The sequence below is a fragment of the Novosphingobium indicum genome (assembly GCF_014645195.1).
Classification (GTDB): domain Bacteria; phylum Pseudomonadota; class Alphaproteobacteria; order Sphingomonadales; family Sphingomonadaceae; genus Novosphingobium; species Novosphingobium indicum.
Genome location: NZ_BMLK01000009.1, coordinates 80,287 through 97,149, shown reverse-complemented (window position 1 = coordinate 97,149; position 16,863 = coordinate 80,287). Strand labels below are relative to the sequence as shown.

The 16,863-nt window shown below is 64.0% G+C and carries 15 protein-coding genes and 1 tRNA gene; 14 read left to right on the top strand and 2 right to left on the bottom strand.

The genetic code is table 11. From position 1 onward, the window contains the following. Positions 1 to 40 precede the first annotated feature (40 nt). The 14 genes from IEX64_RS11285 to IEX64_RS11220 all read left to right on the top strand — a co-directional run bounded on the left by IEX64_RS11285 (position 41) and on the right by IEX64_RS11220 (position 14,719). The gene (locus IEX64_RS11285) at positions 41 to 994 is read left to right on the top strand and encodes a D-alanine--D-alanine ligase (protein WP_188819765.1); all 954 of its coding nucleotides are present in this window, start codon (positions 41 to 43) and stop codon (positions 992 to 994) included. Beyond that, positions 991 to 1,926 (top strand): cell division protein FtsQ/DivIB, encoded by a 936-nt coding sequence (locus IEX64_RS11280; RefSeq protein ID WP_188819764.1) that lies wholly within the window; start codon positions 991 to 993, stop codon positions 1,924 to 1,926. Before IEX64_RS11285 ends, IEX64_RS11280 begins: the two co-directional genes overlap by 4 nt. A gap of 2 nt (positions 1,927 to 1,928) precedes the next feature. Beyond that, the gene (ftsA, locus tag IEX64_RS11275) at positions 1,929 to 3,209 is read left to right on the top strand and encodes a cell division protein FtsA (protein WP_188819763.1); all 1,281 of its coding nucleotides are present in this window, start codon (positions 1,929 to 1,931) and stop codon (positions 3,207 to 3,209) included. Between the two features lie 190 nt (positions 3,210 to 3,399). After that, positions 3,400 to 4,977 (top strand): cell division protein FtsZ, encoded by a 1,578-nt coding sequence (gene ftsZ, locus IEX64_RS11270; protein ID WP_188819762.1) that lies wholly within the window; start codon positions 3,400 to 3,402, stop codon positions 4,975 to 4,977. Between the two features lie 203 nt (positions 4,978 to 5,180). Beyond that, positions 5,181 to 6,875, top strand: coding sequence for a tetratricopeptide repeat protein (locus IEX64_RS11265; protein WP_229710209.1), 1,695 nt, complete (start codon positions 5,181 to 5,183; stop codon positions 6,873 to 6,875). Between the two features lie 195 nt (positions 6,876 to 7,070). Continuing rightward, complete coding sequence (locus tag IEX64_RS11260; RefSeq protein WP_188819840.1) at positions 7,071 to 7,577, top strand: type III secretion system chaperone family protein; 507 nt, start codon at positions 7,071 to 7,073, stop codon at positions 7,575 to 7,577. Positions 7,578 to 7,624: 47 nt separating this feature from the next. Further along, positions 7,625 to 8,446 (top strand): pyrroline-5-carboxylate reductase family protein, encoded by an 822-nt coding sequence (locus IEX64_RS11255; protein ID WP_188819760.1) that lies wholly within the window; start codon positions 7,625 to 7,627, stop codon positions 8,444 to 8,446. A gap of 126 nt (positions 8,447 to 8,572) precedes the next feature. Next, the gene (locus IEX64_RS11250) at positions 8,573 to 9,313 is read left to right on the top strand and encodes a Bax inhibitor-1/YccA family protein (RefSeq protein WP_188819759.1); all 741 of its coding nucleotides are present in this window, start codon (positions 8,573 to 8,575) and stop codon (positions 9,311 to 9,313) included. Between the two features lie 150 nt (positions 9,314 to 9,463). Continuing rightward, on the top strand, positions 9,464 to 10,213 hold the full coding sequence (locus tag IEX64_RS11245) for a hypothetical protein (protein ID WP_229710204.1): 750 nt from the start codon (positions 9,464 to 9,466) through the stop codon (positions 10,211 to 10,213). Between the two features lie 119 nt (positions 10,214 to 10,332). Then, positions 10,333 to 10,408, top strand: a tRNA-Ala gene (locus IEX64_RS11240). Positions 10,409 to 10,506: 98 nt separating this feature from the next. Then, positions 10,507 to 11,562: a GTPase ObgE gene (obgE, locus tag IEX64_RS11235; protein WP_188819758.1), complete on the top strand. Its 1,056-nt coding sequence runs from the start codon at positions 10,507 to 10,509 to the stop codon at positions 11,560 to 11,562. Between the two features lie 112 nt (positions 11,563 to 11,674). Continuing rightward, positions 11,675 to 12,805 carry a glutamate 5-kinase gene (gene proB, locus IEX64_RS11230; RefSeq protein ID WP_188819757.1) on the top strand — a complete coding sequence of 377 codons (1,131 nt, stop codon included), beginning with the start codon at positions 11,675 to 11,677 and terminating at the stop codon, positions 12,803 to 12,805. Further along, entirely contained in the window at positions 12,802 to 13,728 is a 927-nt protein-coding gene (locus IEX64_RS11225) for an NAD-dependent epimerase/dehydratase family protein (protein ID WP_188819756.1), read from the top strand. Before proB ends, IEX64_RS11225 begins: the two co-directional genes overlap by 4 nt. Before the next feature lie 19 nt (positions 13,729 to 13,747). After that, the gene (locus IEX64_RS11220; RefSeq protein WP_188819755.1) at positions 13,748 to 14,719 is read left to right on the top strand and encodes a bile acid:sodium symporter family protein; all 972 of its coding nucleotides are present in this window, start codon (positions 13,748 to 13,750) and stop codon (positions 14,717 to 14,719) included. Here IEX64_RS11220 and IEX64_RS11215 read toward each other — a convergent pair. Then, a complete protein-coding gene (locus tag IEX64_RS11215; protein ID WP_188819754.1) occupies positions 14,716 to 15,318 on the bottom strand; it encodes a TetR/AcrR family transcriptional regulator in 603 nt (200 codons plus the stop codon). The genes IEX64_RS11220 and IEX64_RS11215 overlap by 4 nt on opposite strands. After that, complete coding sequence (locus tag IEX64_RS11210; protein ID WP_188819753.1) at positions 15,315 to 16,550, bottom strand: cytochrome P450; 1,236 nt, start codon at positions 16,548 to 16,550, stop codon at positions 15,315 to 15,317. The genes IEX64_RS11215 and IEX64_RS11210 overlap by 4 nt, the downstream gene beginning before the upstream one ends. Positions 16,551 to 16,863 lie beyond the last annotated feature (313 nt).

Genomic DNA, 16,863 nt, shown 5'->3' with positions numbered 1-16,863 from the left:
TGTCTCGACTTCGCTCGACACGAACGGAGAGTATTGATTGATGTCGTTGCCCAAGCTCCACGTTGCGGTCCTGATGGGCGGCTGGTCGAACGAACGGCCGGTCTCGCTGATGAGCGGGGAGGGCGTTGCCAAGGCTCTGGAGAGCAAGGGCCACAAGGTCACGCGCATCGATATGGACCGCGATGTCGCGATCAGGCTGGCCGAGACGAAGCCGGATGTCGTGTTCAATGCCCTTCACGGCGCGCCGGGCGAGGATGGCACGGTGCAGGGCATGATGGACCTGATGGGCCTCACGTACACGCACTCGGGCCTCGCTACCTCGGTGATCGCCATCGACAAGGAACTGACCAAGCAGGCGCTGGTGCCGCATGGCATTCCGATGCCGGGCGGGCGCATTGTCGCGAGCGAGGAAATCTACGAGCGTGATCCGCTGCCGCGCCCCTATGTGCTCAAGCCTGTGAACGAGGGATCCTCGGTCGGCGTCGCCATAGTCACCGACGAGGGCAATTACGGCAACCCTATCGCGCGCGATGCCAAGGGCCCTTGGCAGGAGTTCGATCACCTTCTGGCCGAACCGTACATTCGCGGGCGCGAGTTGACGACGGCGGTCATCGGCGATCGCGCGCTGCTGGTCACCGAACTCAAGCCCAAGTCCGGCTTTTACGACTTCGATTCCAAGTACACCGACGGAATGACCGAACACGTCTGCCCGGCGGAGGTCCCCGATGAGATCACGCAGGCCTGCAAGGATCTGGCCCTGCGTGCGCACCAGTTGCTCGGCTGCAAGGGGACCAGCCGTTCGGATTTCCGCTGGGATGACACGCAAGGCGTGGAAGGGCTTTTCCTGCTCGAAACCAATACCCAGCCGGGCATGACGCCGCTCAGCCTCGTGCCCGAGCAGGCCAAGGCCTGCGGCATGGACTATCCCGATCTGGTCGAGGCGATCATCGCCGAGGCACTGGCTGACGCCGAGAAGCGGAAGGGGGCCAAATGAGCACGACGATCCGGCGCAAGGCGAAGACGGCGCGCAAGTCGGCCGCTGCGCAGGGCAACAAGGCCAAGGTGCGGACGGCCAGGGCGCGTACCGGTTCGGCTGTCGACATGGCTATGGGCTGGCTGCCGTTCTCCGAAGAGCAGCTGCACCGTATCTTCCTCTTCGCCATTCTGGGCGGCGCGGCTGTCCTTGCATGGGTTGTGGCCTCGATGGCGGGACTGCCGACCATGGCCGAGATGCAGTTTGCCCAGGTCGCGTCCGATGCCGGCTTCGAAGTGAAGCGCGTCGAAGTGCGCGGTGTGAAGAACATCAACGAGCTCAAGGTCTACGAAAAGGCGCTGGCCGAGCGTGACCGGTCGATGACCATGGTGGACCTGGACGGGCTGCGCAGCGAATTGCTCGAGCTCTCGTGGGTCAAGGATGCGCGGGTCTCGCGGCAACTGCCCGATACGCTGGTGATCGACATCGTCGAGCGCAAGCCCAGCGCTGTGCTGCGCAAGGCCGACCACTTCGTGCTGATCGACAAGTCCGGGCATGAGCTCGAAACCGTCAGCCGCAAGAATGCGCAGGGCAAGCTGATCGTGTCCGGCCCCGGTGCAGGACAGCAGGTCGTCGCGCTCTCGCAACTGCTGGAGGCTGCTCCCGCGCTCAAGCCGCGCGTGGCGGAAGCGGAGTGGATCGGGAACCGCCGCTGGAACCTCACGTTCCAGACGGGACAGGTGCTGGCGCTGCCGGAAGGCGGGCGTGAAGCGGCCAGTTCACTGGTGACTTTCGCCCGGCTGGATGGCACCAATCGGCTGCTTGGCGGCAAGGTTACCGCTTTCGACATGCGGGCGAAGGACCGGATCTATCTTCGCGTGCCCGATGAAGAGGGCAAGGAACTGGCCCTGAAAGCCGGAGCGGTTCCGCATACGGCTCAGGCGGGAGACTAGGAATGGCGGCCCCAAGAATCGCGCGTGTCTTCGGCGCGGTGAATATCGGATCGTTCCGCATTTCCGCGATTGTCGCGGGGATCAACGAGCTGGGCGACATGGTCGTGCTGGGCTCGGGCCACCGCGCGAGCCAGGGCATCAAGCGCGGCTATGTGACCGACATCGCCGCCGCCACTTATGCCGTGCGCGATGCCATCGATCGGGCCGAGAAGATGGCCGACACCGCCGTTCAGAAAGTCTGGATCGGCTGCTCGGGGGCGGGGCTGGCGAGCCGCATCGACCAGTTCGATGCCGAGATCGGTGGCCGTAGGATCGAACAGGAAGACATCGACCAGTTGCTGCTGTCCGCCCGCGACGTGATCCAGCCCGATGGCCGCATGGTCCTGCACGCCCAGCCGGCCCAGTACCGCCTCGATGGCGCCCATGGGGTCAGCAATCCGCGCGGCCTGCATGCCGAGCGGCTGGGTGTTGATATTCACGTCGTACTGGCGGACGGGGCGCCCATTCGCAATCTCACCGAAGCGGTCCAGAGCGCGCATCTCGAAGTCGAGGCCGTCGTCGGCTCGCCCATTGCGGCCGGGCAGGCCTGCCTCTCGCCCGAGGAGCGCGATCTGGGTGTGGCGCTGGTTGAATTCGGTGCGGAAGTCACCAACGTTGCGATCTACGAGCAAGGCCTGCTCAAGGACATGATCGCGATTCCCATGGGCTCGGCGGACTTGACCGATGCGGTCGCCTCGGCCTTCGGCATCCGCTGCTATCAGGCCGAGCGCCTGAAGTGCGTCAACGGCTCGGCGATCGCCAGCCCGCACGATCATCGCGAGATGATCCCGGTAAACGCGCCGGGCGAGGAGGAAACCGGCCCTCTCGCAAGGCATGCGGACGAGAAGAACCGCATTCCGCGCGCCGAACTTATTGGCGTCATCACCGGCCATCTCGGCGTGGTGATGGAAGAGGTGAACAAGGCGCTCAAGACGATGCGCTTTACCGGCCAGCGCGGGAAGCAGATCGTCTTTACCGGCGGTGGTGCGGAACTCGTGGGGCTTGCCGACTATGCGCAGGCGGCGCTTGGCAAGCCGGTGCGCATAGGCCGCGTGCCGCACTTGTCAGGGCTGGCCGAAGCCCACGTGAAGCCGGGCTTTTCGACCCTTGCCGGGCTGGTACTTTATGCGGCGGCGGATCCTGTCGACATTCGCGCGATGGGCCGCAACACGCAAAGAACGATCAAGTTGGGCGGCTTTGGAATGGTCGGCCGTGTCTATCACGCGTTGAAGGAATACTTTTGAACTCAGGAATTGCCCGAATTGATGACCCGGCGAACCGTGCCTGTACTGCGGTCGGAAGGCCGCTGGTCCCCGCGAGTTGGCGGTTTTCGTTGTGGACAAAGGTTTACCATGCTTTGCCTCGACGAGTCGAAGCGTGCAATCAGACTGATCAAAGAAATGTCTTCGCGCGCTCGAGCGCCAGGAGAGCAAAATGAGCATTAATATCGGACCGCCGGCGATCGACGAACTGCGTCCCCGGATTGTCGTGATCGGCGTGGGTGGCGCCGGCGGCAATGCCATCGCCAACATGATCGAAGCGCAGATCGAGGGTGTCGACTTCGTCGTCACCAACACCGATGCGCAGGCGCTGAACAATTCCATCGCGGAAACGCGCGTGCAGCTCGGTCCGGATATCACGCAGGGCCTCGGCGCAGGTTCGCGTCCCGAAGTCGGCCGGGCTGCTGCCGAAGAGACGCTCGAAGAGATCGACCGCCTGCTTGATGGCGTGCACATGGTCTTCATCGCGGCAGGCATGGGCGGCGGCACCGGCACCGGTGCGGCGCCGATCATCGCCGAAGCCGCGCGCGCCAAGGGTGTGCTGACGGTCGGCGTGGTAACCAAGCCGTTCCTTTTCGAAGGCACGCGGCGCATGCGCGCTGCCGAAGCGGGTATCGAAGAGCTGCAGAAGCATGTCGATACGCTCATCGTCATTCCGAACCAGAACCTGTTCCTCGTCGCTAAGGCGGAGACGACCTTCAAGGAAGCCTTCCAGCTCGCCGACGAAGTGCTGCAGCAGGGCGTGCGCTCGATCACCGACCTCATGGTCATGCCGGGCCTGATTAACCTCGACTTTGCCGACGTTCGTTCGGTCATGGGCGAGATGGGCAAGGCGATGATGGGCACGGGTGAGGGCGAAGGTCCCAACCGTGCGCTCGAAGCCGCCGAACGCGCCATTGCCAACCCGCTGCTCGACGGCGTGTCTATGCAGGGCGCCAAGGGCGTGATCATCTCGATCATCGGCGGCGACGATATGAAGCTGCTCGAAGTGGACGAGGCCGCGAATCACATCCGCGAACTGGTCGACAAGGACGCCAACATCATCTGGGGTTCGGCTTTCAATCCCAACCTGCAGGGTCAGATCCGGGTTTCGGTGGTCGCCACCGGTATAGAGCAGACTGCCGAAATGGCCGAAGAGGCTTCGCGTCCGCTTAATCTGGGCGCTTCGCGCGGCCCGGTCCGTCCGGCTGTGCCGACGTCCGAGCCTGCCCCGGCGCCCAGCGTTTCCGAAACCGCACCGGCTCCCGCGCCTGTCGTGCCGGAAACGCCCCAGGCAGAGCCGATGCCGGCCGCTTCTTCTGTTCCGGAACCCTATGAACCTGCCGCCGAGCTTGAGCTTGGCGCCGGCGATGAGCTGGATGATGGAGAAAACACCGGTTCGACCTCATCGAGCAGCTACGCCAGCCTGACCGGCGTTGGCGGGGTTCGCAAGGAACCGCTCGATCTGGGACTGGAAGAAGAAGCGCCGGCCGCCGCCGCGCCGCGTCCACAGGGCAAGCAGGACGAACTGCTGCTCGGCGAAGGTCAGGCAGCATCTCCGCAGCCGCGTCAGGATAGCCAGGCGGCGCGTCCCAAGCCCGCAGCCGGGGGCGGAAGCACCCTGTTCGAACGCATGACGAGTCTCTCCCGTCCCAAGCCGGCCGCTAGCGAGGCTCCGGCTGACGACGATGAGGACGAAGACAGCAGTTCGATCAGCATCCCGCGCTTTCTCGGCAGGCAGAACAACCAGTAATCGGGCAGAGCCGGAGCGCGTTGTCGTGCCAGGGAGGCGTTCTGCCTCCCTTTCCCGGCCTGTTCGCATGAGGTTCATCGAACCCGTTGCACGGCATCAGTGCCGCGCGTCGGGGCGGTGACGATATGAACAAGCGGGCGCAAGTCCCGTATCAGGCAAGGGTTTCTCTGATCTTGCGGGTGGAAAAGAGGTTCTTGAAGGCGGTGACGCTGGCGGCGGTCAGCGGCTCGGTGGTTTTGTCCGGAACCGTTTTTGCGCAGAGCGCTCCCGTCGTTTCGCAGCCGGTCGTTCAGGCGCTACCTTCGCAGGATACCCAGAATCTCAATGAAGCGCTGGCCCGGCTCGGGCGCGATCCACGCGACGTGGATGCTCTCATTGCAGCAGGCGATGCGGCACGCGGTCTTGGAGACATGGAAGCGGCCGTCGGTTTCTACCGCCGCGCAGAAGCGATTTCCCCTGACGATGGCCGTGTGAAGGCCGGGCTTGGCCGGACGTTCGTTTTGAAAGGCGATCCGGTCAGCGCAATCCCGCTTTTTGAAGCCGCCGAAAAGGCGGGCGCGGATACCGATGAGATCGCAGCCGATCGGGGCCTGGCCTATGATCTGGTCGGCGATAACGTCACGGCTCAGCGTTATTACTCTGCCGCGCTGGCATCGAAAGACACCGACGAACTGCGTTTGCGGCTGGCCATCAGTCAGGCCATTGGCGGGGATCAGGAGGCCGCTGAGGCGACCTTGATGCCCTTGCTGCGCAAGCAGGACAAACCGGCCTGGCGCACACGCGCCTTTGCGCTGGCCATCGATGGCCAGACCAAGGAGGCCGTCAATATCACCGAGACCATCCTGCCGCCGCAACTGGCCGAGAACGTCGCGCCTTATCTGCGCTACATGCCGCGGCTCACCAAGGCACAGCAGGCTGCAGCCGCTGATCTGGGTCGTTTCCCCCGTGCATCTGAAATCGGTCGTGATGATCCACGCATTGCTGCGTACTCGCCCCGGCGCGTTGCTACTGCGGATAGTGCACTAGTCCCGAGGGGGGAGCCGCTCGACGGCAACCGCAGTCGCAAGACCGCCCGGTCGGCTGACAAAGCAGCGAAAAAGACGACCAGCCGCGCTGACAGCGCGCGCAAGACGCGCGTTGCCGCCGCGGATCCCGACCGCGTAGCGCCGCCCGAGCCCAAGCCCACGATTGAAAGCACCGGGGAACTGCCTCCCCTGCGCAACAGTCAGGAAGCCACTCCTACTCCCACTCCCACGTCGGCGCCAACCCCACCCCCAACTCCTGCCGTGCGCCAGCCCGTGCAGGCAGCAGCGCCAGCCGTATCCAAGCCGGCTGCTGCTGTGGCGGCGGCCCCGACGTCCGCTCCCGCCGCGAAGGCAGCGGCGCCCGGTTTCGATCTGGCGAGTCTGCCCTCGGCACGGTCGCCGCAACCAGCGCAACCTTCCGCGCCTCCGCCGCCGGTACAGCCATCGCTTACCGAGGTCTTCGCCGATCTTGGCAAGCCCGTCGAGAAGGCGGCGCCTGCGTCCGGGGCTGTCGACATTCGAAGCATCGAGCCGGCGAAGCCCGAACCGAAGGTCGAGGAAAAGCCCAAGCCGAAGAAGCCTGCACCGCCGGCGCATCCCAGCCGTATCTGGGTGCAGATCGGTATCGGTCGTAACACGGATGCCATCGCGTTCGACTGGCGTCGCTACACCAGGCAGGCTCCCGAGCTGTTCAAGGGGCGCAAGGCGCACATCACCGAAATGGGCCGCACCCATCGCATCCTTGCTGGCCCGTTCGATAGCCGGAAGGCCGCGAACGAGTTCGTGCAGGATCTCCGAAAAGAGGGCATCGAGGGCGCACTGCCCTGGACCAGTCCCGCCGGTCAGGTCGTGGACGTACTCTCCGTCGACTGACGGACTAACCGCCCCGAATTCGCGGCGAAAATCAGCATTGTTTTGATACAGTCTTAAGAACCGGTTAGCCTTATCCACACGCTGTAAACAGGCTTGTGCAGTTTTGCGCAGGTGATCGAGTCCGCTGCATTGTGCTCCCCCGTCCGGACAAAGCATCCATGCAATTGCAATAGCGGAGGGTTTGTGTCGGAATTTATGAGGACCGTGCAGGACGATATCGATCGCGACGATGAGGCAGCTCCGGTGGAGATGCTCGCGTCCCTGTTCGAGGCGCGCGGCTGGCCCTTCGAATTCACGAGCGAAGACGAGATCTCCGCGGAAGTGAAGGGGGCCTGGGCCACCTATCAGGTTCAGGCGGTGTGGCGTGCGGAGGATCGCGTGCTGCAGCTTCTCTGCCTGCCGGACATCCGCATCAACGATGTCAAGCGCGCGGCCGTCTACGAGGCGCTGGCGCTCATCAATGAGCAGATCTGGCTGGGGCACTTCGACGTCTGGTCGAACGGCGGTGTCGTTCTTTACCGTTACGGCCTGATGCTGGGCGAAGAGGGACTGCTGGGGCCGGGGCAGGCCCAGATGGTTGTCGAGGCCGCGCTTGAGGAGTGCGACCGCTTCTATCCCGTGTTCCAGTTTATCCTGTGGGGTGACAAGAGCCCGGCCGAGGCGCTGGCCGCAGCGATGGTGGACGCTGCCGGGGAAGCCTGATGCGCCCCGGCCTTGGCAGCGTGGCGGTGCTGGCCTAAGCCGTCGCCATGAACAGATTTCAGAATATCCTGCTCGTTGGCTGCGGCAACATGGCCGGTGCGATGCTCACTGGCTGGCTCGCCGGCGGCATTCCCGCTTCCCGGTTCACGGTAGTCGATCCCCACCGTTCCGAAGTGCCTGAGGGCGTTACGTTGCTGCGCGATCTTCCCGATGGTCGCTTCGATGCCGTGATGATCGGGGTGAAGCCCCAGGGCCTCGATGAGGTAGCGCCGGCGGTTGCCGCGCTGGTCGGGCGAGAAACCGCGCTGTTCTCCATCCTTGCCGGGGTGGAATTCGACAGTCTGGCCCAGCGCTTTCCCGATGCCGGGGCTATCGTGCGGGTCATGCCCAATCTCGCGGCGGCAGTCGGCAAGTCTCCCATTGCGCTGGATTCGCGCGGGCTCGATGAAACCGGGCGTGCCGCAGTCACGGCATTGATGGAGCCGCTCGGAACGCCGGAATGGCTGGCGAACGAGACGCTTTTCGACGCGGTCACTGCGCTGGCAGGCTGCGGGCCCGCGTTCGTCTATCGTTTTATCCAGTCGCTTGCCGCCGGAGCCGTCGCGCTCGGCCTCGACGAGGATCAGTCGCAGCGCCTTGCCCTGGCGATGGTGGAGGGGGCCGCGCAGCTGGCTTCGGAGCAGGCCCGCGCGACGCCTCCCGTTTCGCCGGGAGAGCTGGCCGATCGCGTGGCGAGCCCCGGAGGTTCGACCCGTGCCGGGCTGAATATTCTCGACGAAGGTTCGGCTCTGGCCGACGTCATTGCCGAGGCCATGACGGCTTCTCGCGATCGTAATGCGGAAATGGCGGCAGAGGCGCGAAAGCGCTGAGCACAGCTCTTACACTTTGTCACAAATACCTCGCACCGGTTTTTCTTGAATCTTTAACCGGCCGCGCCGATATTGGGACTGTGCGGGGCCGCGTTGTGCGGAAAACCCCGCGAAAGGGAGTTTGAAATGGCGAATTGGAACGACCCCCAGTCCCGACAGGGCTTTGGTGCGTCGCCCAGCCTGGACGGACGTGCGGATGGCCGGGCCTCGTATGACATGGGGCTGCGTCGGCACATGTTGTCGATTTACAACTACATGGCTTCCGGTGTGCTCCTTTCGGGCATCGTGGCAATGTTGTTTGCGAATTCCGGCATGGCCATGCAGATGATCGCCTCGCCGGTGCGCTGGCTGGTCATGCTGGCGCCGCTCGGGTTCGTGTTTGCGATCAGCGGCGGTGCAAACCGCTTCCAGGAATCGACCCTCAAGATGCTCTACTGGGGCTTCTGTGTGGTCATGGGCCTGTCGCTTTCGACGATCTTCCTGGTCTTCACCGCAAGCTCCATTGCAACGACCTTCTTCGCGACGGCGGCGGCTTTCGCCGGTCTCAGCCTCTATGGCTACACGACGAAGAAGGATCTCTCGGGCTTCGGTACCTTCCTGATCATGGGTCTCGTGGGTATCCTCGTGGCCATGCTGATCAATCTGTTTGTCGGTTCGACCGTGCTGCAGCTGGCGATTTCGGTTCTCGGCGTCCTGATCTTCGCAGGCCTCACCGCTTACGATACCCAGATGCTGAAGAATCAGTACTACCACCTGCGTGGCACCGAGTTCGTCGGCAAGGCCGTGATCCTCGGCGCGCTCAGCCTCTATCTGGACTTCATCAACATGTTCCAGTTCCTGCTGAGCTTCCTCGGCCAGCGTAACTGAGGCATCTAGGGGTTCATACCGCACCTTGGTGCTGGAAATCCCCGGTACAGACTCGACTGATATAGATGCCCGGTGCGTTTCGTCGCACCGGGCATTTTCTTTGGCGCGCGACAGCGCTAGATATTCGCGCCTGTGATGGAGAGACAACGGGTGGAATTCGAGAAGTTCAAATCTACCGGCCGCAGGCTGCCTCTGGTGGCGGTGGCTGCCGTAGCCATGACGCTTGCGGCGCTTTCCGGGTGTACGCCGCCACCACCGCCGCCGCCGCCGGCACCGCCGCCGGTTGTGGTCGTTCCGCCGATGCCGGCACCGCCGGCCGGCGCGCCGCTTGATATGACGATCCCGCCGATCGACGCGAATGGTCAGCGCCATACCGTCAACACGGGGATATCGACGTCGCAGGCCGTCTGGAACCTGCGGTCTGCGTACAACGTTGCCGCGCTCAACTGCGTCGAGCCGGAGTACGCACCGATCCTGGACGGCTACAAGCGCTTCCTCGGCGTCTACGACAAGCAGCTCGACGCCGCCAACAAGGAAATCGACTCCAGCTTCCGGGCCGGGAATAGCGCCCGTGCCGCCTTGCGTGCTCGCGAGACCTATCAGACGCAGGTCTACAATTTCTTTGCGCTGCCGCCGGTGACTTCGGGTTTCTGCGATGCAGCCATGGAACTCACTACAGAGTTGCAGACGGTCGATCCCAGCCAGTTCAATACCTTCGCCTTCGGGGGGCTTGCGAAGATGGAAGCGCCGTTCAAGTCGTTCTATAATGCCTACGAGCAGTACAAGGCGGACCTCGCTGCATGGCAATCGCGCTATGGCGGGGGGATGATCACGGTGCGGCCGACTTTCGACCAGCAGGTTGAACAGCAGGCAAGCAATCCTCAGTCCTATTCGCAGTAACGCGGCGCGGGGCCAGAATCTCGGCGCCGCGCGCAATTTTGCTCTTTCATGGCGCAGTTGCTTTCGCTAAAGGGGCGCTCCCGTTGCGCCAAGTGCCGTGCGCGGGATCTTACTGGAACGGGGCCGTAGCTCAGATGGGAGAGCGCGTCGTTCGCAATGACGAGGTCAGGGGTTCGATCCCCCTCGGCTCCACCAGTAATTGATATTCACGCTGACCGGCCGCACATTGTTGCGGCCGTTCGCATTTTGGGCGGACATGACTACGCCTCTGACAGCCGCCGGATAACCGACACATGCATTTTCTCGATCAAGCCAAAATCTATATCCGCTCGGGCGCCGGTGGTCCGGGGGCGGTTTCGTTCCGGCGCGAGAAGTACGTGGAGTACGGCGGGCCGGACGGCGGCAATGGCGGCAAGGGCGCCGATATCATCTTCGAGGCCGTTGCGGGCCTCAACACGCTGATCGACTTCCGCTACACCCAGCACTTCAAGGCGCCACGAGGCGGCCATGGCATGGGCAAGAACCGCAATGGTGCGGCGGGCAAGGACCTTGTCATCAGGGTTCCCGTCGGCACGCAGATCATTTCGGACGAGGACGGCGAAACCGTTCTGGCCGATCTCACGGAAGCCGGCCAGCGCATCACCCTGCTCGAAGGCGGCATGGGCGGGCGCGGCAATGCCAGCTACAAGACCAGCACCAACCGCGCCCCGCGCCAGCACCAGCCGGGCATCCCGGCCGAGGAGATGTGGGTCTGGCTGCGGCTGAAGCTCTTGGCCGACGTCGGCCTCGTCGGCATGCCCAACGCGGGCAAGTCCACGTTCATCAACAAGCTTTCCAACACCAAGGCCAAGGTCGGCGACTACGCCTTCACCACTTTGCGCCCCCAACTGGGTGTGGTGCATCACAAGGGCCGCGAATTCGTGCTTGCGGATATTCCGGGCCTCATTGCGGGTGCTGCGGATGGCGCGGGTATTGGCGACCGGTTTCTCGGCCACATCGAGCGTTGCCGTGTCCTCGTTCATCTGATCGATATTTCCAGCACTGATCCGGTCGAGGCGATGCAGGTCGTCGAAGAGGAACTGGAAGCCTACGGTCACGAACTTGAGGGCAAGCCGCGTCTCGTCGCACTCAACAAGATCGACCTCGTCGATGACGAACTGGCCGGCGAATATGCCAAGGAACTGCTGAAGGCCGGCGCCGAGGAAGTGTTCCCGATCTCCGGCGCGACCGGGAAGGGGCTTTCCAAGCTGCTTGACGCCGTGATCGAGTATCTGCCCGCCGCAACCGTGACCGAACGCCCGGAAGGCGAGCAGGAAGAACTGAACGAGAAGCCCTGGTCACCGCTCTGATGCGCGAGGGGGATCTATCCCCCATCCGTTCAGGAAACCCGATGACTTGCGCGCGCAATTGCACACATGAGCTTTCCTGAGCGCGGCATTTCTCCTAGAGGGTGGCGCTTCCATGACCATCGCCACGCTTTCCGATCTCGCCGAACAGGCCCAGTGCCCGCTCCTTGTCATCAAGGTCGGATCGGCGCTGCTCGTCGGCAAGGAAGGGGTTCGGCGCGAATGGCTGACCGGACTGGTTGATGAGATCGCCGAAGCGCGCACACGCGGGCAGCAGGTTATCGTCGTGTCTTCCGGAGCGATTGCGCTGGGCGCGGCGACGCTGCGGCTGGAGAAGGGCGGACGCGGTTCGCTTGCCGATGCCCAAGCGGCCGCTGCCGTGGGGCAGATCGCACTGTCAGGGCTCTGGACCGATCTGCTGGGCAGTCATGGCCTCACTGCCGCGCAGATACTGCTGACGCTTGAGGACCTCGAAGATCGGCGCCGCTATCTCAACGTGACGGCCACGCTCAACCGGCTGCTCGATGCCGGGGCCGTGCCGGTGATCAACGAGAACGACTCGGTCGCCACCAACGAAATCCGCTTCGGCGATAATGACCGTCTGGCCGCCCGCGTCGCGCAGGCGGCGAAGGCGAGCGTGGTGCTGCTGCTTTCCGACATCGACGGCTTGTATGACCGGCATCCCAGGGAATCCGGTGCGCAGATGGTGCCGCTGGTCGAGGGCATCACCCCGCAGATCAAGGCCATGGCCAGCGCGGAATCGAATTCCGGCATGGGCTCGGGCGGGATGGTGTCCAAGCTGCAGGCAGCCGAGATTGCCGAACTCGCGGGCATCTGTCTCGTCATCGGCAACGGTCAGCATGATCGTCCGGTGGCGCGTATCCTCGAACAGGGGATCGGCACGCTGTTCCTGCCGCGCCGCAAGGCCGGTGCGCGCAAGGCATGGCTGGGCGGCCGCTTGCGCCTCAAGGGCAGTCTTGTCGTCGATGCGGGTGCTGCAGCGGCCTTGCAGCGCGGATCGAGCCTCCTCGCCAAGGGGATGACGGCGGTGGAAGGCGTGTTCGAGCGCGGCGACCCGGTGGCCATCGTCGATGGCGACGGGCGCGTTCTCGCGCATGGCCTGTCCGAATATGACGCGAGCGAATGCGCGGCGATTACCGGCCTGCACTCGAACGAACAGGCGGACGTGCTCGGTTACGCGCCGCGCTCCGCCGTCGTGCATCGCGATCAGATGGTGCTTAAGTGATAAAGACGGACCAACCGACCATTGCGCTGACCGGGGCTACGGGCTTCGTCGGACAAGCGGTGCTCGAGCAGGCTCTGGGGCAGGGCTATGCCGTGCGGGCGCTGACCCGGCGCGATCAGCCGGACCGCACTAACGTGGAGTGGGTGCGCGGCGACCTCGCCGATACGGCGGCGCTTTCCGAGCTGACGCGCGGGGTGGAAGCGACGATCCATGTTGCCGGGGTCGTTAACGCGCCCGATCAGGCCGGTTTCGAGGCGGCGAATGTCACAGGCACCCTGAACGTGATCGAGACGGTGGTGGCCAAGTGCATCCCCCGCTTCGTCAATGTGTCCTCGCTTTCCGCCCGCGAGCCGAAGCTGTCCGATTACGGGGCTTCCAAGGCGCGGGCCGAGAAGCTGCTCAAGGCGAGCCCGCTGGACTGGACCATCGTGCGGCCGCCCGCGATCTACGGGCCGCGCGACAAGGAGATGCTGGAGCTGTTTCGCGCCGCGCGCTGGGGTGTGATTCCCACGCCGCGCGAAGGACGGGCGTCGATGATCCACGTCGATGATCTCTCGCGTCTGCTGGTTGCGCTGGTGCGTGGCGGGGAAGAAGTTTCGGGCCGGATCTTCGAGCCGGACGACGGCAAGCCCCAGGGCTGGACGCACTACGAGATGGCGCGTGCCATCGGCTGGGCCATGGGCAAGCGGCCCAAGGTGCTTGGCTTGTCGCGCAAGGCCATGGAGCGGGCCGCCAAGGTCGACAGGTTCTTTCGGGGCACCAAGGCCAAGATGACACTGGATCGTGCGGCATACTTCAGTCACCCCGACTGGGTGGTTTCGCCGGAGGCGGCTGTGCCGTCCTCGCTCTGGACGCCGCAAATCGAGACGCGACAGGGCCTGAAAGCGACGGCCCAATGGTATCGCGACAACAAGTGGCTGTGAGCGAAAAGGCATTTCGGCGATGAACCGCCTGCTCGCGCGGCTGAACATCGATCCTTACCTGCTGCTGCTTCTGGGTACGGTGGGGCTCGCTTCTGTGCTGCCGGCACGCGGCATCTGGGCTGACATCGCGAGCGGTATGGCCGATGTCGGCATTGCCCTGCTGTTCTTCCTGCACGGCGCCAAGCTTTCGCGTGAGGCGATCATCGATGGGGCGCGGGCATGGAAGCTCCACCTCACGACAATGGGGCTGACTTTCGTGCTTTTCCCGATCGTCGGGCTGGGCGTTCAGGCGATTCCGGGGCTCGATCCCTCGCTGGCGACAGGCGTTCTGTTTCTGACGTTGCTGCCATCGACCGTGCAATCCTCGATCGCCTTCACAGCAATTGCCGGAGGTAACGTAGCCGCAGCCGTGTGCAGCGCTTCGTTTTCCAATCTTGCGGGCATTTTCCTGACGCCGGTGCTGACGGCCGTGCTGATCACCGGAAAGCAGGGGGGCTTCTCCACCGATCCGGTGATCGCGATCTCGGTGCAATTGCTGCTGCCGTTCCTCGCGGGGCACTTCCTGCGGCCCGTGATCGGCGGCTTCGTGACCCGGCACAAGCAGGTACTCGGCTATGTCGACAGGGGCTCGATCCTGCTCGTCGTCTATACCGCCTTCGGGGCAGCCGTCCTCGAAGGCTTGTGGAGCCGGGTGACGCTTGGCGAGCTGGGGCTGATCGCAGCGCTGTCGCTGGCGATCCTCGCCATCGTCATGGTGGCGGCCACGCTGATCGGCCGGGCCATGGGCTTTTCGCGGGAGGACCGCATCGTCCTGTTGTTTTGCGGTTCGAAAAAAAGTCTGGCGACAGGCGTCCCGCTGGCCGGCGTGCTTTTTGCGCAGGCTCAGGTCGGCGCGATCATCCTGCCGCTGATGTTCTTTCACCAGATCCAGCTGATGGTCTGCGCGGTGCTCGCGCGGCGCTTTGCGGCTCAGGTCGAGGCTGCGGCCTAGCGCTTTCCAGCGGGCTCAACCTGCCGCAAGGCCCATTCGGCGAGCTGACGCACTTCGCGGTGTCCTCCACGCAGGCCCAGCGTGGCCTCGAAGCCCATGAGGTGGGACACCCATGTCAGCGCCATGATCAGCCCCAAGGGACTGTCCGGGGCGCCTTCCGGCAGGGCCATCTCCGAGGCTGGCACCAACCGTTCGACTTCCATGGCGCGCAGGACTTCACCGAAGGCCACCGTTTCGCGGCGGATCGCTTCGTTGTGGTTGGATAGCGCCAGGTATTCCATGGTGAGCGCCGCGTCGAAGGGATCGGCGAAGCACTGCCAGAGCGCGTGCAGGGGGCGTTCGGCCGCCATGGCTTCCTCCACCCGCGCGCGCATCTGCTCGGTGCGGCGGCGGTAGGCGGCCAGCAGCAGGTCATCCATTGTCGCGAAGTAGTAGTAGACCGTCTGCTGGTTGATCCCGGCCCGCTCGGCCACGCGGCGCGAGGTGACGGCGGCATAGCCTTCCTCGCGCATCACGGCTTCGGTTGCATCGAGCAGGGCGGCATGGGTCGCGGAATTGCGCGAGCCCATCCGGCGCTTGGGAGCAGTGGCGGTCGTCATGCGGGCTCCGGTACGCGAGCCGGAGCCGGATCGAAAGCGATGGGCAGCGATTTAATGCCCCACACACCGGCAAAGCTGCGCCACTGCGCGGGCGAGGTATGGCGCGGGTTGGTTAGCCGCTGCGCGATCAGGTGGGTGCCTTCCTCGACATTGGCCTGCGCGAGGAACTGGCCGAGGCAGATGTGCATGCCGCGACCGAAGGCGAGGGGGGCAGTGCGGTCCGGTCGCGCCGGATCGAAGCGCAGGGGCTCCGCGAAGAGCGTCGGATCGCGTCCCGATATGCCCAGAGGAAACAGCAGCATGGTGTTGGCCGAGATCGTCACGCCTGCCCACGTCACGTCGCGGGTGGTGAAGCGGTAGGTATTCGAAGGGCTGGTATGGCGCAGCTGCTCGCGCACTACCTGCCGGCAGAAGTCCTTGTCCTGTGCGCAGCGCTGCCACATGTCGGGATGGTCGATCATCGTGTTCATGAGCAGCGTGAGCAGGTTCTTCGAGGTGTCGTAACCCGCGCCGAAAAGGAACACGAGCATCTGGCGCAGTTCCTTGTCGGAAAGCTCCCCGCGCGTGTTGGCGGCGATGAGATCGTCCAGCAGGTCGCCTTTCCCGGCGTCCGGGCCGCGTTCCTCGATCAGGTCGTCCACGAAGCGCCAGAGGACCTGGTAGGCCTCTTCGATCTGCGGCATGTCCTCCACGATCATGTTGAAGCTGGTGCCTTGCACTTCGAGCGAGGAGATGATCGCGGGCAGCTTGCTCACGTCTCCGCCGATCAGGGCGAACATGACCCGAACCGGGAAATTGGCCGCAAATTCTGCGAAGTCGAACGCTTCCTTCGGCGCCCATTCGTCGAGCAGCGCGGAGATCGTCTCGATCATCACCGGGCGCATGCGCTTGACGTTGTTGGGACCGAAGGCGCCGCTTACCGATCCGCGCAGACGCTGGTGGTCCGGGCCTTCGCGCACGAGCATCATTTCCTGCGCGAAGTCGCCCCAACCGGTGCCCTCAGCGCCCATGATGGACACGATCTCTCCGCCCGGCATCTTCAGGGCATCGTCCATGCGCATGATCTCGTCGATGGCGCGGTAGGACGTGAGCACGGGGCCGATGGCGCTCATGGCGAGCCAGGGATGTTTTGCACGGGCCTTTTCGAGCCACGGCGTAGGATCGGCCGCGAACTCGGGCGTGTCGATCGGCAGCAGAAATAGGTCCAGATCTTCGATGCGTTGGGCTGTCATGGTGCTTCTCTCCCGAAACGTCCTCATCGCGGCCGTCGCCTTTGGAGACTCACCGCATTTGCCAGTCGCGTTATTAGCATAACTATGCGGACGTCAAATCTCTGGCGCGATTTTTGGGATTTATTGGGCGACAAGATGGGGGCAGCGCCAGTAGACTTATCTGAAATTTTCCGAGGTTCTGGCAACCTGCGGCTTGGAAAATGCCTCAGGGCATCTGCTTATATCGGGGAAGCCCGTTCTTCAGACAGTGGTCCTAATGTGACACGGCGTAAGAAGCCTTCGGAGCTTCGATCCCAGGTCGCATCAGGAAGGT